This is a genomic window from Caballeronia sp. GAFFF2 (assembly GCF_023631485.1).
Lineage (GTDB): Bacteria > Pseudomonadota > Gammaproteobacteria > Burkholderiales > Burkholderiaceae > Caballeronia.
Genome location: NZ_JALQDA010000010.1, coordinates 111,332 through 134,318, shown reverse-complemented (window position 1 = coordinate 134,318; position 22,987 = coordinate 111,332). Strand labels below are relative to the sequence as shown.

Here is a 22,987-nt window from a genome sequence, read left to right as displayed (position 1 = left end):
GTTCGGAATGAATCAAGCGTCGCTCGGTCCCGGCGTGGCCTTGGGATCGGAACGCATTTTCTGTTTCACGATATCGCGGCCCACTGCGAGCCTGCGCATGTATTTGAACGTGCCTAGCGCCTTGGCGACGAAATGCCCTTCGCTGTCGCGCACTTCGCCTTCGCAATACGCCATGGTGGTGGAGCGATGCAGCACGCGCCCGATGCCGCGCAATTCACCGCGCCCTGGCTGCATGAAGTTCACCTTCATCTCGACGGTAACGACGCCGATGCCATTGCCCGCGAGACTGCGTGCGGCGAGTGCCAGCGCGGAATCGAGCAAGGTCATGGTGACGCCGCCGTGCGCGATGCCCCACGTGTTCAAATGCGCATTTTCGAGCGCGAGCCGCACTTCTGCTTCGCCGTCGGCGGCCTTGACCAATTCCACGCCCAGCGAGTCGATGAACGGGCTTTCGATGGCGACGTCATGTGGCTTGTCGGTCATGGTCGTCACACTTCGTAGTCGACGCATTGACGGTCTTCGCGCACCGCGGCAATGAAGTCTTTCAGCGCCACGTGCTTCGGATGCACCTGATAGGCAACGAGCGCCGCTTTGTCGTCGAAGTCGGAGACGAGCACGACATCGTAAGTGCAGTCGAAACCCGGTTGCGCCGTACCGACCTCGAAGTGTCCCTGCCCCTTAACGATGCTGCGGCAGGTTTCGAGCTTCTCCTTGAGCTTCTGCGCATTCTCCGCGCGGCTCGCGCCTTCCGCCGACTCCTTCAGCTTCCACATGACGATGTGACGTAACACGGCAACTCCTGGTCAAGAAAACGATGAAAGCAGAAGCGTAGCAAAGATTCGACGGTAGCTTCGGAGGCTCACGCGAGCAAATAATCGGAGCGTATGCGTTCGATGCCCGCGTCGCGCATTTCGCGCCACGCTCGATCCAGCGAGCCGTCGAGATCGATCGCGCGGCACGCGTCTTCTATCACGCTCACTTCGAAGCCCGCGCGACGCGCATCCAACGCGGACCACGCAACGCAATAATCCGTCGCCAGTCCCGCGACCCATACGCGCTTCGCACCGACGTCGCGCAGATAGCCTGCAAGACCCGTGGGTGTCACGCGATCCGCTTCGAGAAACGCGGAGTAGCTGTCGACATGTTCGTGATGCCCCTTGCGGATCACGAGCCGCGCGTGCGGTAATTGCAGGCCGCGATGTAGCGCCGCGCCCTCGGTGTCCTGCACGCAGTGCACCGGCCACAGCACCTGTTCGCCGTAAGGCATTGTCATCATGTCGAAGGGCGCCCGTCCTTCGTGATTCGCCGCGAACGAGACATGCGAGCGCGGATGCCAGTCCTGCGTCAGAACGACATGCGAGAACGCGCGCGCCAGGCGGTTGATGACGGGCACCACCTCATCGCCTTCCTTCACGGCGAGCGCGCCGCCGGGCATGAAATCGTACTGCACGTCCACGACGAGTAAAACGTCTTCTACGGGTTTCATCATGCTCATCTTCAAGGGTTGAACCGGCCGTTGACCGCCGCGAGTTGCGTCACGCGGGCGGCGGGCTGCCATGCGTCGCCGTTGGGCTGTTGCGCGTAGCGGCGCATGGCGCGTTCCACGGCGGCAAGGCCGATGGTGTCGGCGTAGAACATCGGGCCGCCGCGCCAGAGCGGGAAACCGTAACCCGTCAAATAGACCATGTCGATATCCGAGGCCTTCGAAGCGATGCCCTCTTCGAGAATACGCGCGCCTTCGTTGACGAGCGCGAGCATGAGCCGCTCGACGATTTCATCGTCCGCGATACGCCGTCTTTCGATGCCTGCTTCCTTCGAATACGCGACGATCATGTCGTCGACCGCTTGTGATGGCAGCGCATCGCGCTTGCCTGGCTCGTAGTCGTACCATCCCGCGCCGGTCTTTTGTCCGAAGCGGCCCGCTTCGCACAGCCGATCCGCGATTTTCGAATAGCGCAACTCCGGCTGCTCGACATAACGGCGCTTGCGAATGGCCCAGCCGATGTCGTTGCCCGCAAGATCGCTCATGCGAAACGGCCCCATGGCGAAGCCGAAATTTTCGATTGCGCGATCGATCTGCGCGGGCAGCGCGCCTTCCTCCAGCATGAAAAGCGCCTGCCGCAAGTACTGTTCGACCATGCGGTTGCCGATGAAGCCATCGCATACGCCCGAGACCACGGCCGTCTTCCTGATCTTCCGCGCGAGTTGCATGACGGAGGCGAGCACGTCCTTGTCCGTTTTCGCGCCGCGCACCACTTCGAGCAGCTTCATCACGTTGGCGGGACTGAAGAAGTGCGTGCCGATGACATCGCCCGGACGTTTCGTGAACGCGGCGATTTTGTCGAGATCGAGCGTCGATGTGTTCGATGCGAGAATCGCGCCGGGCTTCGCGACTTCATCGAGGCGGCGGAAGACTTGTTCCTTCACGCCCAGGTCTTCGAATACCGCTTCGATGATCAAGTCCGCGTGCGCGAGGTCCGCATAGTCGAGCGTCGGTTGAATGAGGGCCATGCGTTCATCGACCTCGTCTTGCGTGAGCTTGCCCTTCTTCACTTGCGCTTCGTAATTGCGGCGCACGTTCGCCAAACCCCGGTCGAGTGCGTCCTGTTTCGTTTCGAGCAGCACGACGGAAAATCGCGCGTTGATGAAGTTCATGGCGATGCCGCCACCCATCGTGCCCGCGCCGATCACGCCGATGCGCTCGATCTTTCTGACGGGCGTGTTCGACGGCACATCCGCGATCTTGGACGCCGCGCGTTCGGCGAAGAACGCGTGCCGCAGCGCGCGGCTTTCCGGTGTCTGCACGAGCGCGAGAAAGCATTCGCGCTCGAAGGCGAGCCCGCGTTCGAAGCCTTCTTTCAGGCCTTTTTCGATGGCATCGATGCACTTGTGCGGTGCCGGAAAATGCTTCGCCGTCGCGATGGCGTTCGCGCGCGCGGCCTGGACGATTCGATCGGCATCCGTGTGTTCGATGGGGCGTTCGCGCACTTGCGGGTGCTTGCTGTCACGCTTGGCGACGTGCTGAGCGAAACGCACGGCGCCATCGAGCAAGTCGCCTTCGATCATTTGGTCGAAGAGCGCGGTATTCGCGAGTCGTTCGGCTAATACCGGCGTCCCCGACACGATCATGCCGAGTGCCCTTTCGAGGCCAACCACGCGCGGCAGCCGTTGCGTGCCGCCCGCGCCGGGCAGGAGGCCGAGCTTCACTTCGGGCAGCGCGATCTGCGCGCCGGGCGACGCCACGCGGTAATGCGCGCCGAGAGCGAGTTCGAGGCCGCCGCCCATCGCCACGGCGTGAATCGCCGCGATCACCGGCTTCGCGCTGCCCTCGATTGCTTCGATGACCGTCTTGAGCGTCGGTTCTTGCGTCGCCTTCGGCGTATTGAATTCGGTGATGTCCGCGCCGCCCGAAAACGCCTTGCCGGCGCCGATCACGACGATGGCGCGCACGTTGTCTTCGTCACGCGCGCGCTCGATGCCTTCCACGATGCCAAGCCGTGTCGCGTGCCCGAGGCCGTTCACCGGCGGGTTGTCGAGTGTGATGACGGCGACGCCGTCGTGGATCGTGAAGTGCACAGCCATGAAGATGTCTCCCGTTCGCGCGTCTTTGGCGAGGTTATTGTGAGTGATCGACGCAGAATACACAAAGGAGAACGATCGTTCAAATGCGCGTCGTCCGGCGAATGAAAACGCCCCGGATCGACCGGGGCGCGAGGTCAGCCGGAAGCGCTGGTATCAAGATGTCTTCTCACCCTTCTCCGGCAGCACATGCTCCCGATACAACGCGCGCAGCCGCACCTTCTGCAGCTTGCCCGTCGCCGTATGCGGCAACTCGTCGGCGAACACGACATCGTCCGGAATCCACCACTTCGCGACCTTGCCCTCGAAATGCGCGAGCAAATCCTCACGCGTGATGGTCGCGCCCGGACGCAGCACGGCGACGATCATCGGCCGCTCCGTCCACTTCGGATGCGAGCACGCAATGCACGCCGCTTCCGCCACCTGCGGATGCGACACCGCGATGTTCTCCAGATCGATCGAACTGATCCACTCGCCGCCCGACTTGATCACGTCCTTGCTGCGATCGGTGATGTTCATGAAGCCATCGGCGTCGATGGTCGCGACATCGCCCGTCGGGAACCAGCCGTCGATGAGCGGCGACTCGTCGCGCCGGAAATAGCGGTCGATGACCCACGGTCCGCGCACGTGCAGATCGCCGAACGACTGGCCGTCCCAAGGCAGTTCGTGGCCGTCGTCGCCGACCACTTTCATATCGACGCCAAAGAGCGCGCGCCCCTGCTTTTCGAGCGAGATGCGCTGTTCCTCGGCCGAACGCTGCTTCTGCCGGAAACTCAGCCGCGCGAGCGTGCCGAGCGGCGACATCTCCGTCATGCCCCACGCATGAATCACCTGCACGCCGTAGTCTTCCTCGAAGGTCTTCAGCATGGCGGGCGGACACGCCGAGCCGCCGATCACCGTGCGCTTCAACGTCGAAAAGCGCAAATCGTTCTGCTTCATGTAGGCGAGGAGCGCCAGCCATACGGTCGGCACGCCCGCCGAATAGGTGACGCCTTCCGCTTCCATCAACTCGTAGAGCGACTTGCCGTCGAGGTCCTTACCGGGGAACACCAGCTTCGCGCCGACGAGCGGCCCCGCATGCGGAATGCCCCACGCGTTGACGTGGAACATCGGCACGACGGGCAGGATGGAATCGCTCGATGACGCGCCCATCGCATCGGGCAAGGCCGCGCCATAAGCATGCAGCACCGTCGAGCGATGCGAATACAGCGCGCCCTTCGGATTGCCTGTCGTTCCCGACGTATAGCAAAGAAACGATGCCTGACGTTCATCGAGCATCGGCCATTCGTAGACGCCATCCTGTTCGCCGACGAGACTTTCGTAGCTCATCACCGGCACGCTCAGGTTCGAAAGATGCTGCTCGATGCAGGCGGCATCGCCGAGTGCGATCCAGCCTTTCACGTTCGGACACTGCGGCGCGATCATCTCGACGAGCGGCGCGAAGGTCATGTCGAACAAGACGTACGAATCGTCGGCATGATCGATGATGAACGCGACCTGATCCGGAAAGAGACGCGGATTGATGGTGTGGCACACGGCGCCCATGCCCGCCACGCCGTAATAGCACTCCAGATGCCGGTAGCCGTTCCAGGCCAGCGTGCCGATGCGCTCGCCCTGCTCCACGCCGAGCGCGATCAAGGCCTGCGCGAGTTGCTTCGCGCGCTTCTCGCAATCGCGGTAGGTGTAGCGATGGATATCGCCTTCGATACGCCGCGACACGATTTCCGTATCGCCGAAGTGGCGCGAGGCATGGGACAACAGGGACGACGCGAGCAACGGTATTTCCATCATCTGGCCGTAAAGCGGCGACGTCATGGGTGATTTCCTCGGTGAGTCGGTTGGCGAGTCTGGGCTCGAGTCATTGGATCGGTCATTGGCTTTGCGCCGCCCGATGCCCGGCCGGGCGCGGCCCTGCAGGCCCGCGGGCGCGGATTTACAATATCGTTTAACCAAAAGGCGCTCAATATGTCGTTTTCCCCAAGCAATGCCGTGCGTGCAGCGTCCGGCGAGAAGGCTTCCGGCGCTGATTCCATGGACGCCATCGCCGCCGCGATCAAGGTTGGCCAGCCCGGCTCGTTCGCGGCGCTCGGGGCCGCGTTTCTGACGCGCCTTCCCGCCACGCCGGTGCCCGATCCTTATCTCGTCGCGATCTCGCGCGAAACGGCGGACATGCTCGGCATCGATCCGGATGTCGCGGAAGGCAGCGAGCAAAAGCGCTTTGCCGAATACTTCGCCGGCAATCCCACGCGCGAATGGCCCGCCGGCGAACTGCCTTACGCAGCGGTCTATTCGGGGCATCAGTTCGGCGTGTGGGCAGGTCAATTGGGCGATGGCCGCGCACTTACACTCGGCGAGATCGAGCCAGACGCCGATCGGGACCATGACGGCACACGCTTCGAACTTCAGCTGAAGGGCGCGGGCCGCACACCGTATTCCCGCATGGGCGATGGCCGCGCCGTGTTGCGTTCGTCGATCCGCGAATTCCTGTGCTCGGAAGCCATGCACCATCTGGGCATTCCCACGACGCGCGCGCTCGCCATCGTCGGCTCCGATATGCCGGTGCGGCGCGAGAGCATGGAAACAGCGGCGATCGTTACGCGCGTCGCGCCGAGCTTCGTGCGCTTCGGGCATTTCGAACACTTCTATTCGAACGACCGCGTCGACGATCTGAAAGCGCTTGCCGATCACGTGATCGAGCGCTTCTATCCGCATTGCCGCGATGCCGACGATCCCTACCTCGCGCTCCTCGACGAAGCCGTGCGCAGCACCGCCGATCTGATGGCGGAGTGGCAAGCCGTCGGCTTCTGTCACGGCGTGATGAACACCGACAACATGTCCATTCTCGGTCTCACGATCGACTACGGCCCGTTCGGTTTCATGGATGGCTTCAACGCGCATCACATTTGCAACCACACGGACACGCAAGGGCGCTATTCGTACAGCCGTCAGCCGCAGGTCGGCTATTGGAACCTGTTTTGTCTAGCGCAGGCGCTGGTTCCGCTCGTCGGCGCGAACCTGCCGGAAGAAGGCCATGCGCAACGCGTGGTCGAGGAAGCGCAAAAGGTTCTCGAACGCTACAAGGCGCGCTTCGGCCCTGTGTTCGAAGCGAAGATGCGCGCCAAGCTCGGCCTCGAAATCGCGCGCGAAGGCGATGACAAACTCGCCAACGGTCTCCTCGAAATCATGCACGCGAACCGCGCGGACTTCACGCTCACGTTCCGGAACTTGTCGAAGCTCGCGAAATCCGATACCTCGAACGATTCGCCCGTGCGCGACCTCTTTCTCGACCGCGCCGCTTTCGACGCGTGGGCGGTGCAGTATCGCGAACGTCTCGCGCACGAAACGCGCGACGATACGGATCGCGCGGCCGCGATGAATCGTGTGAATCCGAAGTACGTGCTGCGTAATCACCTGGCCGAACAGGCGATTCGCCAGGCGAGCGAAAAGGATTACACCGAAGTGGCGCGGCTTCTCGACGTGCTGCGCCGTCCCTACGACGAACAACCCGAATACGAAGCCTACGCCGGCCTGCCACCCGACTGGGCGAGCGCTCTGGAAGTGAGTTGTTCTTCTTAGGATCGCCCCAAAATAGCTGGCCTGATCCGTTTTTCCGACTTTCGGCCGATAAAAGGAATGATATGAGCAGAGACGACACCATCGACAACACTGGCGCCACGGCGTATCCGCTGCAAAAGGACGATGCGGCGTATCGCAGCGAACTCAACGACATGCAGTATCAGGTCACGCGCCACGCGGCGACCGAGCGCCCGTTCTCCGGCGAATACTGGGACCACTTCGAGCGCGGCGTGTATGACTGCGTGTGTTGCGGCACGCCGCTTTTCGAATCCGCGACCAAGTTCGACGCGGGCTGCGGCTGGCCCAGCTACTTCAAGCCGATCAACGGCGAAGTGATCGAAGAGAAGACCGACCGCTCGCACGGCATGCTGCGCATCGAAGTGCAGTGCAAGAACTGCGGCGCGCATCTCGGTCACGTCTTCGAAGACGGCCCGGCGCCCACCGGTTTGCGGTATTGCATCAACTCGGCTGCGCTACAATTCGAATCCAAGTAAGCGCGGGCGGGTTGTGGCGGGCTAATCAATAAGCCCGTGCATAATTTTCTGCCGCATGGAACGCCCGCTTCTCGAGAGCGGGCGTTCGTTTCGCGCGCCGCAGCCTGCTCGCTGCCCACCTCATCGCCACGCCAATGAAATTTCTGTTCGATCTGTTTCCGATCATCCTGTTTTTTGTCGCATTCAAGATCTGGGGCATCTATACGGCAACTGCCGTAGCCATCGCGGCGACGCTCGTGCAGATTGCGTGGGTGGCGTTCCGCCATCGCAAGGTCGATCCAATGCTGTGGGTGAGTCTCGGCGTGGTCGTGGTGTTTGGCGGCGCGACGCTCGTGCTGCACAACGATACCTTCATCAAATGGAAGCCCACCGCGCTTTACTGGCTCTTCGCCGTGGCGCTGATCGTCGCGCAACTCGGCTTCAAAAAGAACCTCATCGAAGCGATGATGGGCAAGCAGATCGTCCTGCCGCATCGCGTGTGGGGACAATTGAACGTGGCGTGGGCGGTGTTTTTCGCGCTGCTCGGTATCGTCAATCTCGTGGTGGCGTTTCACTTCACCACGGACCAATGGGTCAACTTCAAGCTCTTCGGCGCGACGGGGTGTCTCGTGGCGTTTATCGTCGCGCAAAGTTTCTGGCTCGCCAAATACATGAAGGAGGATGGTCAATGAACGCTTCCTTCGATTTTCCGAACGCGAGCGCGGCCGACAAGATCGCGCATCTCGAAGCGCGCCTCGAAGCGGCGCTCGAACCGCAAACCGTGCATATCGAAGACGACAGCGCGGCGCATGCCGGGCATGCCGGCGCGGCTTCGGGCAGTCATTACACGGTCACGGTCATCGCCGAATGCTTCGCGGGCCGCGCGCGAGTGGCGCGGCATCGACTGGTGTATGATGCGCTGGCCGCGGAAATGCAGCATGGCGTGCATGCACTGGCCATCCGAGCTTATACGCCGCAAGAGTTCGCAGAACAATTCGAATAGACTCCGCGCGGGCTTTGGCGCCTGATTGCCGCGCTTTTGCCTCGCCTCTCCCGCGTGTCGAATCACTCAGCTTCTTCCAGATCAACCTCTCAATCAAGCGCCTTTCGAGGTCGCTCGTTGCTCAGTTAGGAACCTCCGATGACTTTGAAAAAAACCCGCGTCTGGGTCTTGCTGGCTGCGTTCGCCGCGGCTCCCGCGTTTGCGCAGAACATCGCCGTCGTCAATGGCACGCCGATTCCCACGTCGCGCGCCGATGCGCTCGTGAAGCAACTCGTCCAGCAGGGTCAGCAGGATTCGCCGCAATTGCAACAGGCGGTGCGCGAGGAACTCATCAACCGCGAAATCCTGATGCAGGAAGCATCGCGCGAAGGCCTGCCCATGCGTCCCGACGTGAAGGCGCAGATCGCGGTCGCGCAACAGACGGTCGTGCTGCGCGCGATGATCGAAGACTTCGTCAAGAAGAACACGCCGACCGACGCCGAGATCCAGGCGCGCTACGAGCAACTCGTGAAGCAGACGGGCGGTGGCAAGGAACTGCATCTGCATCACATCCTCGTAGAAAGTGAAGCGCAGGCGAAGGACTTGATCGCGAAGATCAAGGGCGGCGCGAGCTTCGAGGATCTGGCGAAGCAATACTCGAAGGACCCGGGATCGGGCAAGAACGGCGGCGATCTGGACTGGTCCGCGCCGCAAGCCTACGTGCCGGAATTCGGCGCCGCCGCCGAGAAGCTCAAGAAGGGTGAAGTAACGCCGCAGCCGGTGAAGACGCAATTCGGCTGGCACATCATCCGTCTGGACGATACCCGCGACGTCGCCCCGCCGCCGCTGGAACAAGTGAAAGCGCAGATCGCGCAGCAGATTCAGCAGGAGAAGCTGCAGGCGTTCGAGGAAGGGTTGCGGAAGAAGGCAGTGGTGAAATAAGCGCGCTGATCGCCCTTCGTCGCTGTCGGATAAAGCCGCCTTCGGGCGGCTTTGTCGTTTTCGGTGCCTATCTGCAATCGACAAAAAAACACCCCGAAAAACCACTTCGGGGTGCTCTCATCCCACCAATACGATCCATCCTCACCCCATGAACCGCCGCGCGTTCTGAAACACGCGCAGCCACGGACTGCCGTCAGTGGTCCAGTCATCCGGTGTCCAGCTCATCTGCACATTGCGATGCACGCGCTCCATATGCGGCATCAAAACGGTGAAGCGGCCGTCGGGCGTCGTGACCGACGTGATGCCTTGCGGCGAGCCGTTCGGGTTGAACGGATACTGCTCCGTCGCGCGGCCGTGATGATCGACGAAACGCATGGCGACGAGTGCCTTCGCGGCATCGCCCTGTTGCGAGAAATCGGCGAAACCTTCACCGTGCGCGACCGCCACCGGAATGCGCGAGCCTTCCATGCCGCTAAAGAAGATCGACGGCGAACTCTCCACTTCCACGAGCGAGAAGCGCGCTTCGAACTGCTCAGACTTGTTGCGCGTGAACTTGGGCCACGCCTCGGCGCCGGGGATGATCGACGCCAGGTTCGACATCATCTGGCAGCCGTTGCAGATGCCGAGCGCGAAGGTATCGGCGCGGCTAAAGAAGGCGGCGAACATATCGGAAAGACGCGGGTTGAAGCGAATGGTCTTGGCCCAGCCTTCGCCCGCACCCAGCACGTCGCCATACGAGAAGCCGCCGCACGCCACCGCGCCCGCGAAGTCGGCGAGTGTTGCGCGGCCTTCGAGCAGATCGCTCATATGTACGTCATGCGCATCGAAGCCCGCGCGGTCGAATGCATACGCGGTTTCGAGATGCGAGTTCACGCCCTGCTCGCGCAGGATCGCCACGCGCGGACGCGTGTTCGTCGCGATGAACGGCGCGGCGACGTCTTCCGCCGGATCGAAGGTCAACACGGGCGACAAGCCGGGATCGCCGGCATCGAGCAATGCGTCGTATTCGGCGTCGGCACAAGCGGGGTTGTCGCGCAGACGCGCGATGCGCCAGCTCACCTCGCTCCATGCGCGCTGCAACTCGGTACGCGGCGCATCGAAAATCTTCTTCGCGTCGCGATAGATCTCGACCGTGTCGCGCTCGTTCGGCTTGCCGATGACATGCGCGCACGCCGACAAACCATGCCCGCGCAACGCGCCGAGCACGGCATCGCGATCCGCCGCGCGCACTTGCACCACCGCGCCGAGTTCTTCCGTGAACAGCGCGCGGATCGTACGGTCGTCGCGCCGGCCGCTCGTCTGCTTGGTCCAGTCTTTCGCGTCGCCGTAATCGGATTCGTGGTCGGCATCGAGTGTCAGCATGTCGACGTTGAGCGACACGCCCACGTGCCCCGCGAACGCCATCTCGCAGACCGTCGCCCACAGGCCGCCGTCCGAGCGGTCGTGATAGGCAAGCAGCTTGCCGTCGGCGTTGAGCGCCTGAATGGACGCGAAGAAGCGCTTGAGGTCTTCGGGATCGTCGACGTCGGGTACGGCATCGCCCACTTGCTGCGTCACTTGCGCGAGGATGCTGCCGCCCATGCGATTGCGCCCGCGCCCCAGATCGATGGCGATCAGCACCGTATCGGACTCCGCGACGAGTTGCGGCGTGAGTTGACGGCGCACGTCCTCGACCGGCGCGAACGCCGAGATGATGAGCGACACCGGCGACACCACTTCCCGTGAGCCGCCGCGTGCGTCCTGCCACTTGGTGCGCATCGACAGCGAATCCTTGCCGACCGGAATGCTGATGCCGAGCGCCGGGCACAGTTCCATGCCGATGGCCTTTACCGTGTCGTAGAGCGCCGCGTCTTCGCCCGCGCTGCCGCACGCGGCCATCCAGTTGGCGGAGAGCTTGAGCTTGCTCAACGATTCGATCGGCGCGGCAGCGATATTCGTCACTGCTTCGCCCACTGCCATGCGGCCGGATGCGGGTGCGTCGATGACGGCGAGCGGCGTGCGCTCGGCCATCGTCATGGCTTCGCCGCGATAGCCCGCGTAGTCCATGGTCGTGATGGCGCAATCGGCCACCGGCACTTGCCACGGGCCCACGAACTGGTCGCGCGCCGTCGTGCCGCCCACCGAACGGTCGCCGATGGTGATGAGAAACGACTTGCTCGCGACGGTCGGGTGCTTGAGCACATCGACGGCGACTTCCGAAAGCTGCAGGCCGGTGACATCGACCGGCGTGAAGCTCGGATGTTCGCGCGCAACGTCGCGATGCATTTTCGGCGGCTTGCCGAGCAGCACATCCATCGGCATGTCGACGGGTTCCTGACCTTCGTTTTCATCGTCGATGAGTTCGAGGTCGCGCTCGTCCATCGCCACGCCGACCACTGCCACCGGGCAGCGTTCACGCTCGCAGATTGCCTGGAAGGCCGGCAGATCGGCGGGCGCGATGGCCAGCACATAGCGCTCTTGCGCTTCGTTCGACCAAATTTCGCGCGGCGACAGTCCGCTTTCTTCGAGTTGTACCTTACGCAGTTCGAAGCGCGCACCCTTGCCCGCGCCATCGACGAGTTCGGGGAACGCATTCGAAATGCCGCCCGCGCCGACGTCGTGAATCGACAGAATGGGGTTGTGCTCGCCCAGTTGCCAGCACGAGTTGATGACTTCCTGCGCGCGGCGTTGAATTTCAGGATTGCCGCGCTGCACGGAATCGAAGTCCAGCTCGGCGGTGTTCGCGCCCGTGGCCATCGAACTCGCCGCGCCGCCGCCCATGCCGATGCGCATGCCCGGTCCGCCGATCTGGATCAGCAGCGTGCCCGCCGGCAGATCGTTCTTGTGCGTGTGCTGGTCCGAGATATTGCCGATGCCGCCCGCGATCATGATCGGCTTGTGATAGCCGCGCACGCGGCCCGCGACGTTCTGCTCGAAGGTGCGGAAATAGCCGCCCAGGTTCGGACGGCCGAATTCGTTGTTGAATGCCGCCGCGCCGATGGGGCCGTCGATCATGATCTGCAACGGCGACGCAATGCGATCCGGCCGGCCATACGCCTCATGCGTTTCCGACGGATTGCGCGAGACGAGCGGCGTGGCGGCATCGCGGGCGTTTTCCCACTTTTGACGCGCATCGGGCAAGTCGAGGTTCGATACCGTGAAGCCCGCGAGACCGGCTTTCGGACGCGCGCCGCGACCGGTCGCGCCTTCGTCGCGGATTTCGCCGCCCGAGCCCGTTGCCGCGCCCGCGAACGGCGAGATCGCGGTCGGGTGGTTATGCGTTTCGACCTTCATCAGCGTGTGCGTCAACTCGACCTTGCGCTGATACTGCTCGCTCTCGCCGCGCGGAAACCAGCGCTCCGCGACGCCGCCCGCCATGATCGCCGAGTTGTCCGAGTACGCGACGATCGTGCCTTCGTGATTCAGCTTCTCGGTGTTGCGGATCATGGCGAAGAGCGACAGATCCTGCTTCTCGCCGTCGATAGTCCATTCGCCGTTGAAAATCTTGTGGCGGCAATGTTCGCTGTTGGCCTGCGCGAACATCATCAGTTCGACGTCGGTCGGATTGCGGTTGAGGTTTTTGAAGGCATCGACGAGATAGACGATCTCGTCTTCCGCGAGCGCGAGGCCCAGTTCCGCGTTGGCCGCTTCGAGCGCCGAACGCCCGGCGCCGATGATATCGACCGTCTGCAAAGGCTTGGCGGGCAGTTCGTCGAAGAGATGCAGCGCCTGATCGCGCGAGGCCGCGACGCTTTCGGTCATGCGGTCGTGCAACGCGTCGGCAACGGCGGCGCGCGCTTCGTCCGACAGGATTTTCTTGCCGCCGAGCAGACCGCTCTTCAGGACGACCGTGTATTCGACGCCGCGCTCGATACGCCGCACTTGCGTGAGGCCGCAATGATGCGCGATGTCGGTTGCCTTGCTCGCCCAAGGCGACACCGTGCCGAAACGCGGCACGACCAGAAACGTTTCGGCGTGTCCGCGTTCCTTGCCTTCTTCGAGCGGCGCACCGTAGTGCATCAGCGCGTGGATGCGGTTGCTGTCCTCATCGGAAAGCGGTTCGGCCGAATTCACGAAGTGCAGAAACTGGCCGCGCACGCCGACGATGTTCGCGTCGATGCGCGCGAGCGTCTCGAGGAGGCGGGTCTGACGGAAATCGGAGAGGGCCGAAGCGCCGGGGAAACACGAGAAGTGGGCCATTGTGACGGTGCGTCGATGACGTCTGTGTGCCGCTAGGTGCCGCGCTCGAAACGCCGGAAACGGCCACGAGCGTGGATGAGCGACGTGAGGCGAAAGGAAGACCGCGATTATACCCCGGATGCGTCTCAAATTCGGCCGGCCCGACCGGCGCCATTGCCCGTCGCGCGTGCGCATCCCGCCGCAAACGTGACGCATGGCTTATCCTGAAATCGATCCTGCAGTGTACGCAGTGCAGAAACGTTCGCGACGGACATGCTGCGATCTGGCACCTATGGTCCCGGCGCGGCTCATTTGGCGCTATCATGGCGCGCTTTCTTCGGGTGTGGCGAGTCTGCCGCGCCCGCCGTCTCATCGTCGACATGCGCGGCGCGCCCGAGCTTGCGGCGCGGTATGCGGCGCAAGTTCGCGCCTTCGGGCAAAAAAGTCATGGATGTCATCGTTATCGGCGGAGGAATCGCCGGCATCGCCACCGCTTACCAGTTGCATGCGGCCGGGCATCGCGTCTGCGTGGTCGAGCGCTACGCGACCGTCGCCCAAGGCGCCACTTATGGCCAGGGCGGCGCGCTTCTCCCCTCTCCGCTCGACGTCTGGTTCGGACCGACCTTCATGTCGTCGAACCGCGCGAAGCAAAACGGCATGGTCGTGAAGACCGGCTTTCATAGCGCCGTGCGCGATTTTCTGAAACAACTCGCCATGCTGCGCGAGCCGGACGCGTTCGCGGCGCAATATGCGTTGCTGGAACCGCTCGTCGCGTTGTCGCGCCGTACCGTCGCGGAAATCGAGAGCGCACTGCAACTCGAATTCGAACAGCGGCGCGGCATGTTGCACGTGTTTCGTCACGCGCGCGAGCTGGAGGAAGCGCAACCGGCCATCGATCTGTTGCGGCAGTTCAAGGTGCCGCATCGCGTGCTGACGCCTGAGGAATGCGTCGCGGCGGAGCATTCGGTGCCCGAATATCCCGAATTCGCGGGCGGCGTTTTGCTGCCCGAGGAGCGCACGGCCAATTGCCCGCTCTTCACCAAGCAACTGAAGCAGGTGCTCGAAGACGGCGGCGTGCAGTTCCGCATGAATCGCACGGTGACGGCGCTGCGTCTGGACGATAAGCGCGCGGCCGTCGAACTCGCCGATCCGGAAGCGAGCCGCACCAAGCGCAACGAGAATGTCGAGTTGATTACGGCGGATGCCGTCGTGGTCGCGGCGGGAGCCGAGACGCCCGCGCTCGTCAGGAAGTCCACGCCGTGGCTCTATCCGCTGCGCATGCATACGCTCACCGCGCCGATTGCCTACGAAGAGCGCGCGCCGCATCTGACGGTCGTCGATTCGATGAAGCGCATCACGATGACACGTGTGAACCAGCGTCTGCGCGTGGCGGGCGCGGGCGTATTCCAGAGCGCATCCAAGGCCGACAAGCCGCTCGATGCGAGCCTCGCCCGTCGTGCCCTCGACGTGCTCGGTCAGGGCACGCACGACTGGATTCCGGGCGCGGGACGCGTCTCGGCCGCGCGTCCGTGGGAAGGCCTGCGCCTCTTCTCCGCCGATGGCCTGCCGGCAGTCGGCGCGACACGGCATCCGCGTGTGTTCGTGAACGCGGCGCATGGTCCGGCGGGCTGGGGGCTCGCGTGCGGGTCGGCGAAGGTGGTGGCGGACCTCCTGTCCGATGTGACGTCCGAGGTTCCGGAACAGACGCTTGCGGCGTTAAGTATCGAGCGGTTTTGAAGGGTGAGTGTCCGTGCTCGCGTGGCGCGGTGCTCGTGGCTGCGTCGGCTTGGCATTCGGTTTGTGCGAGCCGCGCGCGTCTTTGAGCGACTCACGAAACTTGCGATCCTGGTCGAGCCGAATCGCCACCCGCTTCAGGCACGAACGGTGCGAATCGGCGCAATGTTCGCTGCACGCCTATCATCGTCGACATGACCGATCCCCGACCGCCCTACTTCACGCCCCGCGACGATGCCCTTGCGCTCCTGACGCTCACGGAGCTGCGTTCGCTCGAAGCGCGCGCCGCTGCCGCGCTGCCGCCTCACACGCTGATGGCCCGCGCAGGCGCCGCCGCCGCACAGCTTCTGCTCCATACGCGCGACTTTCATACGAAGAAGCCCGTCTGGATCGTCGCCGGCCCCGGCAACAACGGCGGCGATGCGCTCGTGATGGCCGAGCGGCTTCACCGCGCGGGCGTGACGGTGCGCGTTTGCATGCCGGTCGAGGTCAAGCCCGACGACGCCCGCTGGGCGCTCGAAGCGGCGCGTGCCGCAGGCGTGACGATCGACACCGCAGTCCCCGCATCGTTCGATGAATTCGGCTGGCTGGTCGACGGCATGTTCGGCATCGGCCTGACACGGGTGCTGGACGGCGTGTTCGCCGGCATCGCGACACGTCTGTCGCAAAGCGCGCGCGATGCCGACAGCCGCGACCATGGCCGAGTGCTCGCGCTCGATGTCCCGAGCGGTCTCGACAGCGACACCGGCGCACCCGTCGCGGGTGGCGCAAGTGTGCGCGCAAACGAGACGATCACGTTCATCGGCGCGAAGCCGGGCCACTTCACGGCGGAAGGCCGCGATCTGTGCGGCACGCTGCATGTCGCCACGCTCGACATCGAGCCGCCCGCCGCACCTTCCATCGTGCTCAACGTGCCGGCCCTTTTCGCAGCCCACATGCCGCCGCGCGACAACGCGACCAACAAGGGCACATTCGGCACGCTTGCCGTGATCGGCGGCGATACCGGCATGTGCGGCGCGCCCATCCTCGCCGCGCGCATGGCGCTCTACGGTGGCGCGGGCAAGGTCAACGTGGCGTTTCTAGGCGAAGGTGCGCCGTCCTACGATCCGCCGCATCCCGAACTGATGCTGCATCACGTCGACGACTTCGCGCTCGAAAAAATGGACGCGCTTTCGATCGGCTGCGGCATGGGCAAGAGCGACCGCGCGAGAAAAGTGCTCGCCGATGTCCTGAAGCTCGACGCCGCCAAGCTGCTCGACGCCGATGCGCTCAATCTCGTCTCGAAGGACGACGCCCTCGCCGCAGAAGTCGCGGGACGTGGCGCCAAGGGCAATCCGTGCGTGCTCACGCCGCATCCGCTAGAAGCCGCGCGGCTCTTGCAAAGCGATGCAAACGCGGTGCAGGCCGACCGCATCGCGGCCGCGCGTCAGTTGGCAGCGCGTTATTCGGCGGTCATCGTGCTGAAAGGCTCGGGCACGGTCATCGCGTCGCCGGATGGCCGCGTCGCCATCAATCCGACCGGAAACGCAGGACTCGCCACCGGCGGCACCGGCGACGTGCTCGGCGGATTGATCGGAGCATTGCTCGCCCAAAAGTTGCCTGCGTATGAGGCGGCGCTGGCAGGCGTGTACTTCCACGGCCAGGCCGCCGAGCATCTGGCGAGCGAAGGCACCGGGCCTGCGGGACTGACGGCGGGCGAACTTGCGCCTGCCGTGCGCAGTCTCATCAATCGGCGCTTCTATAAACGGCAGCAGCGCGCCTGATTTGTCCGAGGCTTGCACGGCGCCGCGATGACGCCTTGCAAGCATTCGTTCATGCATCGTCGCTATACTGCCTCTTGCTTCTTACATTCGAGCATCCGCGGCACCGCTGGTCGCGTTCACGAACTGACTGACGCCTCCCGCCAAGCCGCCGTTGCACGAACGTTTCCTTTGTCACTCAGGACTATCGAACCGTTATGACGCTCAAATCGCTACCCGCCTGGTCGGCGCTCCAATCGCACTACGATGCCATCTCCGGCGAGCGCCTGCGCGACTGGTTCGCGCCGCAAAACGACACCGCGCCCACGCGCGCCGAGCGCTTCACGTTCGACGGCGGCGGTATCAGCATCGACTTCTCCAAGAACCGCATCACCGACGCCACGCTCAAGCTGCTCATTCAACTCGCCGAAGAGGCGAAGGTAACCGAGCGCCGCGATGCCATGTTCGCGGGCGATATCGTCAATATCACGGAACATCGCGCGGTGCTGCATACGGCGCTGCGCGCGCAAACCGACGACGCGCCCTTCGCCGAACAGGTCCGCGCCGAGCGCGCGAAAATGGCCGCGTTCGCCGACAAGGTCCGCGACGGCTCGTGGACCGGCTATACCGGCAAGCGTATCCGCCATGTGGTAAACATCGGTATCGGCGGCTCGGACCTCGGGCCGAAGATGGTCGTGCACGCGCTGCATCATCTGGCATCGAAAGAACTCGACACGCATTTCGTCTCCAATGTCGATGGCGCCGATCTCTGGAACGTGCTCCAGCAAGTCGATGCCGAAGAGACGCTCGCGATCATCGTCTCCAAGACCTTCACGACGCTCGAAACCATGACCAACGCGCACTCCATGCGCGATTGGTTCTTGAAGCAGGGCTGCCCGGAAAGCGAGCTTTCGAAGCACTTCGTCGGCGTCTCGGCGAACCCGGCGGAAGTGGTCAAGTTCGGCATCGCGAAAGAAAACGTCTTCGAGATGTGGGACTGGGTCGGCGGGCGCTATTCGCTGTGGTCGGCGGTGGGCCTGTCCATCGTGATCTCGGTCGGACCGAAGAATTTCGACGCGCTGCTGGAAGGCGCGTACGCGATGGATCAACACTTCCGCGAAGCGCCGCTCGACAAGAATCTGCCCGTGCTGATGGGCATGATCGGCATCTGGTATCGCAACTTTTTCGGCTCGCAGAGCGATCTGATCGCGCCTTATTCGCAGGCGCTGCACTATCTGCCTTCGTATCTTCAGCAACTGGAGATGGAAAGCAACGGCAAGTCGGCGACGCTGGCAGGCGGCATGGTCGATTACCCGACCGCTGCCGTGATCTGGGGCGAGCCCGGCACGAACGGCCAGCACGCGTTTTTCCAGATGCTGCATCAAGGGCCGACCATCATCCCGATCGATTTCATCGCCGTGCTCACGCCTGAGCATCCGCTCGTCGATCACCATGCGAAGCTGCTCGCCAACTGCTTCGCGCAAAGCGAAGCGCTGATGCTCGGCCGCACGCTCGAAGAGGCGAAGAAGGTCGCGGGCCCGGGCAAGGAAGAACTTGCCACGCATTTGAGCTTTCCGGGGAATCGGCCGACCACGACCATCATTCTCGATGCGCTCACGCCCGAGGCGCTCGGCGCGCTTATCGCGCTGTACGAACACAAGGTGCTCGTGCAGGGCGCGGTGTGGGACGTGAACTCGTTCGATCAGTGGGGCGTGGAACTCGGCAAGATTCTCGGCAAGGTGGTCGAGGCGGATATCACCGCCGCGAGCGCCGATCCGAAGAAACACGATGCCTCGACCTCCGCGTTGATCGAGCGCGCACGCAAGGCCTTGAAGTATTGACGGCTGGTTGCGTCGTTAAAGCCCGCATCGGCCCGCATCGGTCGATGCGGGCTTTTTTATACGCTCAGGCCATTGACGAGCCGCCCTGCTTCGATCGTCACGGTGGCATCGCAACGTTCGGCGAGTTCGACGTCGTGCGTGACGAGCACGAGCGTCGCGCCGTTGCGTTCGTTCATCGCGAACATGAGATCGATGATGGCATAGCCTGTGGCGGCGTCGAGGCTGCCGGTGGGTTCATCGGCGAACAGCACCGCGGGATGCGTGACAAAGGCGCGCGCCAACGCCACGCGTTGCTGTTCGCCGCCGGACAGCAGCTTGGGATAATGCGCCGTGCGTTGCGCGAGACCGACCTGATCGAGCAGCGAGCGCGCGCGCGCGGCAATCTGATCGTGCGGCAACTCCGCGCGCAGTTCGAGCGGCAGCATGACGTTCTCGAGCGCGGTGAGATGCGGCATCAACTGGAACGACTGGAACACGAAACCGACCGCGCCGCTTCTGAGCGCGGCGCGCTGGTCTTCATCGAGCGTGGAAAGCTCCTTGCCCAATAAACGAACCGAGCCCGCGCTCGCGCTGTCCAAACCCGCGAGCAGGCCGAGCAGTGTCGACTTGCCCGAGCCCGATGCCCCGACGATCGCCACGCTGCTGCCCTTCGCGATGGACAGATCGATCTGATCGAGTATCGTGAGCTCGCCCGTTGCGTCCTTCACCCGCTTGCTTAAACCCCGAACTTCGATGACCGGCTCGATATTGTTTTGCATGGACACCCTGAAAAAGAACTGGAGCGCGCGTGCTTGCGTCGCCTTGACAATGCTTGCGACAAGTTCCGCGCTGCATGCACAAGACGCAGCGACGAACAAGCCTGCAATCGTCGTGCTTGGCGATAGCCTCTCCGCCGAATACGGCTTGCCTCGCGATACCGGCTGGGTCAATCTGCTGCGCCAAAGGCTTGCGAAAGAGCGTCTCGATTATAGCGTCGCCAATTCGAGCATCAGCGGCGACACCACGAGCGGCGGACGCGCGCGATTGACCGCCGTGCTCGCGCGTATCAAGCCGGCGGTGGTAGTCGTGGAACTCGGCGCGAACGATGCCTTGCGCGGCGTGCCGCTTGCCACCACCGAAACGAATCTGCGTGGAATAGTCGAGGCATCGCAGGCGGCGCATGCGAAGGTTTTACTCATCGGCATGTACGTTCCGCCCAATTACGGCCCCGACTATTCGCAAAAGTTCCACGCCATCTATGAACGCATCGCCAAGGACAAGAACGTGGCGCTCGTCCCTTTCCTGCTTGCCGGGATCGAAAACAAGCCGACGATGTTCCAGTCGGACCAGATTCATCCGACGGTGCAGGCCCAGCCATTGCTATTAGAAAACGTCTGGCCAAGCTTGAAACCCTTGCTGGGCGCAAGTGCGTCGTAACAACGAAGACGCCAGCCGCGACAGCTTTTCCAACAAACGCGGAACACGGCCAAGATTCAGTTATCTGAGACTTTCGCGTAACTCTTATAACCCCGCTCGCAAGAGAGCGCTCTACAAGGAGGTCACGTGAAATACTTCCCTCTGGTTGCATTGACCATCGCGATTTCGGCATGCGCCGCTCAACCGCCCGCAGGCGTGCAGCAAGTCGGCATGAGTGACAAGCCGGTCAAGGCGGTCGCCGAATGCGTCTCGCATGCATGGGCTGACAAGACGCAACAGCAAGTCGTGTCGCAAGATACGCTTGCCAACGATCAGGCCGTCGATGTCTATGTGCCGGGTCAGCAGCCGCCGAATGGCGCGGCCGCCGTGGTGCGCCCGAAGTGGTCGGGTCCGGGCTCGTGGGTGGGTTTCCGCGCATCGGGTGCCGCTGGCAGCCAGGCGACGGGCGACATTCAGGCTTGCCTGTAAGGACACTGTTGCTGGTTACATCGGGCAGCAATGAAAAAGCCCCGCGTCCTTTCGGACGCGGGGCTTTTTTGTGCGACTGACGTTTTACTGCTTCTTATTGATTGGCCGCAGGCACCGGCGCCTGACTTAGCTTGACCTTCGAGCGCGCCTTCAACGAGTCGATATACGCTTCCATCTCGGCTTGAGCATAGACCTGCGCGATCTGCTGCTGCGCGCCGGCGAGACGATCCGCGGCCACCGCGTTGGCTTTCTCGATACCGTTGACGCGATAGATCGCATAGCCGTCCGTGCCGAGGTCGACGCCGACGTACGCGGGCAACTTCGAGGCATCCGCCTTGAAGATCGCGCTCAACGCGGCAGGCGGCAAGCCCTGCGCGTCGTTGCGCGAGACGATGATCGGTGACGTGAAGCCATCGGTCGACTTCGATTTCTGCAGATCGGCAAGCTTCGTCTGGCCTTCCTTGAGCGCCATCGCAGCTGCGTCTTGCGCGACGACCTTCGTGCGTACCGCGTCCTTCACGGCGTCGAACGCGGGAACGGTCGAAGCCTTGTAGTCGGTCACGCGCGCGGCGATCAGCGTGTTGTTGCCTGCATCGACGGCTTGGGTGTTGTTGTGATCTTTCACCGAGTCCGGTGAGAACACGGCCGCCAGAAACTTCGCATTGTTGAGCGGATTGTCCTGCGGCAATTGCGTGTTGGGCTTCGGACCGACCGTAGCGGTCTGAACCGTGAGCTTGTATTTGTCGGCCGCGGGCTGCAGCGACTTCGCCTGTTCGTAGACGGTGTCGGTGAAGCCTTGCGCTGCTTCTGCAAAGCCCTTGCTGCCCTGTTGCGCGGCGTAGTCCTTCGCGAGCGCTTCCTTCACTTCGTCGAACGACTGCGTAACCGACGGCTTGACGTCCGTTGCCTGAATGATGTGGTAACCGAAGTCCGACTCGACGATATCGCTCACTTCGCCCTTTTTCAGGTTGAACGCGGCGTCGTCGAAAGCCTTGCCGCCCGCGATCTGACCGCGCGCGAAGTAACCGAGGTCACCGCCCTTCGCCGCCGAGCCCGGATCTTCCGAATTCTTCTCCGCTACTTGCGCGAACTGATCGGGATGCGCCTTTACTTGCGCGAGCAGTTGTTCGGCCTTCTGCTTCGCCTTCGCCTTGTCGGCCGCGCTGGCGTCTTTCGGCGCGTTCACGAGGATGTGACTCGCGCGCACCTGACCTTCCGTGCGGTAGCGCTGGATGTTGTCGTCGTAGAACTTCTTGAGATCGGCGTCGCTCGGCTTCGATGCCGCCGCGAGCGTGGACGGCGACAGCACGAGGTACTGAATGGTCGCGGTCTCGGGCGTGGCAAAGTCATTGCGATGCGCGTCGTAGTACGAATGCAGTTGCGCGTCGGTGGGTTGAACCTTCGCGGCGTAATCCGCCGCGCGCAGCGACATGCCCTGCACCGCGCGACGCTGCTCGGACAATTCGGTCAGGCTCTGCGCGAGCGACTTCGAGGTGAACGAAGACTCCTGAATGCTTGCCGGGATCTGCTGATTTGCGATTGTGTAGCGCATGCGCTCGTCGTACTGCGCGGGCGTCATGCCCTGCATGGCGAGCATTTCCTTGTAACGCTCGATGTCGACGGAGCCATCGGGCTTGCGCAGCGACGCGACGATCGGATCGGACAGCAGCGCGCGACGCACGGCGTCGTCGGATGCGGTCAGATGCAGGCGTTGCGTCTCGTCCGACAGCGCGCGCTGTTGCACGAGACTGTCGACCATGGCGGCGCGCGCTTCGGGCGTGTCGAACATGCGGGCGTCGAACTGAGCGCCCAGCATGGAGCGCGCGCGATCCACCTGCTGGCGGAAGGCGTTATCGAATTCGGGGCGCGTGATCTTGTGACCGTTCACGCTGGCGACGTAAGCGCTTTCGTCGAAAAAGTTGCTGAAGCCCTGAATCCCGACAATGCCGAGACCCGGCACGATGATCAGGATCAGCAGGGCCATCATCAGGCGCTGGTGATTACGGAAGAAGTCGAGCATGCGTAGCGCTGCGTGGTTAGAACAAAACGCTCGATATTACAACAGCGCGAGGGGAAAAG

At 63.1% G+C, this 22,987-nt stretch carries 19 protein-coding genes; 10 read left to right on the top strand and 9 right to left on the bottom strand.

The genetic code is table 11. The features are described 5' to 3' along the window. Window positions 1-12 precede the first annotated feature (12 nt). The 5 genes from NCT04_RS07950 to NCT04_RS07930 all read right to left on the bottom strand — a co-directional run bounded on the left by NCT04_RS07950 (window position 13) and on the right by NCT04_RS07930 (window position 5,394). A complete protein-coding gene (locus NCT04_RS07950; protein ID WP_250464844.1) occupies window positions 13-483 on the bottom strand; it encodes a PaaI family thioesterase in 471 nt (156 codons plus the stop codon). Window positions 484-488: 5 nt separating this feature from the next. After that, window positions 489-791 carry a Dabb family protein gene (locus tag NCT04_RS07945; RefSeq protein WP_244827908.1) on the bottom strand — a complete coding sequence of 101 codons (303 nt, stop codon included), beginning with the start codon at window positions 789-791 and terminating at the stop codon, window positions 489-491. 68 nt (window positions 792-859) lie between these two features. Beyond that, window positions 860-1,486, bottom strand: a complete 627-nt coding sequence (gene pncA / locus NCT04_RS07940) for a bifunctional nicotinamidase/pyrazinamidase (RefSeq protein ID WP_250464894.1) — start codon at window positions 1,484-1,486, stop codon at window positions 860-862. Between the two features lie 11 nt (window positions 1,487-1,497). Beyond that, window positions 1,498-3,582, bottom strand: a complete 2,085-nt coding sequence (locus NCT04_RS07935; protein ID WP_250464841.1) for a 3-hydroxyacyl-CoA dehydrogenase NAD-binding domain-containing protein — start codon at window positions 3,580-3,582, stop codon at window positions 1,498-1,500. A gap of 153 nt (window positions 3,583-3,735) precedes the next feature. Beyond that, window positions 3,736-5,394: a 3-(methylthio)propionyl-CoA ligase gene (locus NCT04_RS07930; RefSeq protein WP_250464839.1), complete on the bottom strand. Its 1,659-nt coding sequence runs from the start codon at window positions 5,392-5,394 to the stop codon at window positions 3,736-3,738. Window positions 5,395-5,544: 150 nt separating this feature from the next. Between NCT04_RS07930 and NCT04_RS07925 the strand changes: the two genes are divergently transcribed. The 5 genes from NCT04_RS07925 to NCT04_RS07905 all read left to right on the top strand — a co-directional run bounded on the left by NCT04_RS07925 (window position 5,545) and on the right by NCT04_RS07905 (window position 9,552). Then, window positions 5,545-7,155 (top strand): protein adenylyltransferase SelO, encoded by a 1,611-nt coding sequence (locus NCT04_RS07925; RefSeq protein WP_502800657.1) that lies wholly within the window; start codon window positions 5,545-5,547, stop codon window positions 7,153-7,155. Window positions 7,156-7,217: 62 nt separating this feature from the next. After that, window positions 7,218-7,649, top strand: coding sequence for a peptide-methionine (R)-S-oxide reductase MsrB (gene msrB, locus NCT04_RS07920; protein WP_250464837.1), 432 nt, complete (start codon window positions 7,218-7,220; stop codon window positions 7,647-7,649). 134 nt (window positions 7,650-7,783) lie between these two features. Beyond that, entirely contained in the window at window positions 7,784-8,320 is a 537-nt protein-coding gene (locus NCT04_RS07915) for a septation protein A (protein ID WP_244827912.1), read from the top strand. After that, window positions 8,317-8,631 (top strand): BolA family protein, encoded by a 315-nt coding sequence (locus NCT04_RS07910; RefSeq protein ID WP_244827913.1) that lies wholly within the window; start codon window positions 8,317-8,319, stop codon window positions 8,629-8,631. The genes NCT04_RS07915 and NCT04_RS07910 overlap by 4 nt, the downstream gene beginning before the upstream one ends. Window positions 8,632-8,769: 138 nt before the next feature. Continuing rightward, window positions 8,770-9,552 (top strand): peptidylprolyl isomerase, encoded by a 783-nt coding sequence (locus NCT04_RS07905; RefSeq protein WP_244827914.1) that lies wholly within the window; start codon window positions 8,770-8,772, stop codon window positions 9,550-9,552. Between the two features lie 141 nt (window positions 9,553-9,693). Here NCT04_RS07905 and purL read toward each other — a convergent pair whose 3' ends face one another. Together purL and NCT04_RS07895 are read right to left on the bottom strand one after the other, a co-directional pair. Next, window positions 9,694-13,731 carry a phosphoribosylformylglycinamidine synthase gene (gene purL, locus NCT04_RS07900; protein ID WP_250464835.1) on the bottom strand — a complete coding sequence of 1,346 codons (4,038 nt, stop codon included), beginning with the start codon at window positions 13,729-13,731 and terminating at the stop codon, window positions 9,694-9,696. Between the two features lie 287 nt (window positions 13,732-14,018). After that, window positions 14,019-14,159 carry a hypothetical protein gene (locus NCT04_RS07895; RefSeq protein ID WP_250464833.1) on the bottom strand — a complete coding sequence of 47 codons (141 nt, stop codon included), beginning with the start codon at window positions 14,157-14,159 and terminating at the stop codon, window positions 14,019-14,021. Between NCT04_RS07895 and NCT04_RS07890 the strand changes: the two genes are divergently transcribed. The 3 genes from NCT04_RS07890 to pgi all read left to right on the top strand — a co-directional run bounded on the left by NCT04_RS07890 (window position 14,158) and on the right by pgi (window position 19,024). Continuing rightward, window positions 14,158-15,447 (top strand): FAD-dependent oxidoreductase, encoded by a 1,290-nt coding sequence (locus NCT04_RS07890; protein WP_250464831.1) that lies wholly within the window; start codon window positions 14,158-14,160, stop codon window positions 15,445-15,447. The two genes, NCT04_RS07895 and NCT04_RS07890, sit on opposite strands and share 2 nt — an antisense overlap. Window positions 15,448-15,638: 191 nt before the next feature. After that, window positions 15,639-17,207 (top strand): NAD(P)H-hydrate dehydratase, encoded by a 1,569-nt coding sequence (locus NCT04_RS07885; RefSeq protein WP_250464830.1) that lies wholly within the window; start codon window positions 15,639-15,641, stop codon window positions 17,205-17,207. 194 nt (window positions 17,208-17,401) lie between these two features. Then, window positions 17,402-19,024 carry a glucose-6-phosphate isomerase gene (pgi, locus tag NCT04_RS07880; RefSeq protein WP_244827919.1) on the top strand — a complete coding sequence of 541 codons (1,623 nt, stop codon included), beginning with the start codon at window positions 17,402-17,404 and terminating at the stop codon, window positions 19,022-19,024. Window positions 19,025-19,080: 56 nt separating this feature from the next. On the opposite strand, the gene NCT04_RS07875 is transcribed toward pgi, so the two are convergent. After that, window positions 19,081-19,782 carry an ABC transporter ATP-binding protein gene (locus NCT04_RS07875; protein WP_244827920.1) on the bottom strand — a complete coding sequence of 234 codons (702 nt, stop codon included), beginning with the start codon at window positions 19,780-19,782 and terminating at the stop codon, window positions 19,081-19,083. On the opposite strand from NCT04_RS07875, the gene NCT04_RS07870 reads away from it, so the two are divergent. Both NCT04_RS07870 and NCT04_RS07865 read left to right on the top strand, forming a co-directional pair. Further along, entirely contained in the window at window positions 19,781-20,440 is a 660-nt protein-coding gene (locus tag NCT04_RS07870; RefSeq protein ID WP_250464828.1) for an arylesterase, read from the top strand. The two genes, NCT04_RS07875 and NCT04_RS07870, sit on opposite strands and share 2 nt — an antisense overlap. Window positions 20,441-20,566: 126 nt before the next feature. After that, window positions 20,567-20,908: a hypothetical protein gene (locus tag NCT04_RS07865; protein ID WP_244827921.1), complete on the top strand. Its 342-nt coding sequence runs from the start codon at window positions 20,567-20,569 to the stop codon at window positions 20,906-20,908. Between the two features lie 94 nt (window positions 20,909-21,002). On the opposite strand, the gene NCT04_RS07860 is transcribed toward NCT04_RS07865, so the two are convergent. Continuing rightward, complete coding sequence (locus NCT04_RS07860) at window positions 21,003-22,928, bottom strand: SurA N-terminal domain-containing protein (protein ID WP_250464826.1); 1,926 nt, start codon at window positions 22,926-22,928, stop codon at window positions 21,003-21,005. Window positions 22,929-22,987: the final 59 nt, after the last annotated feature.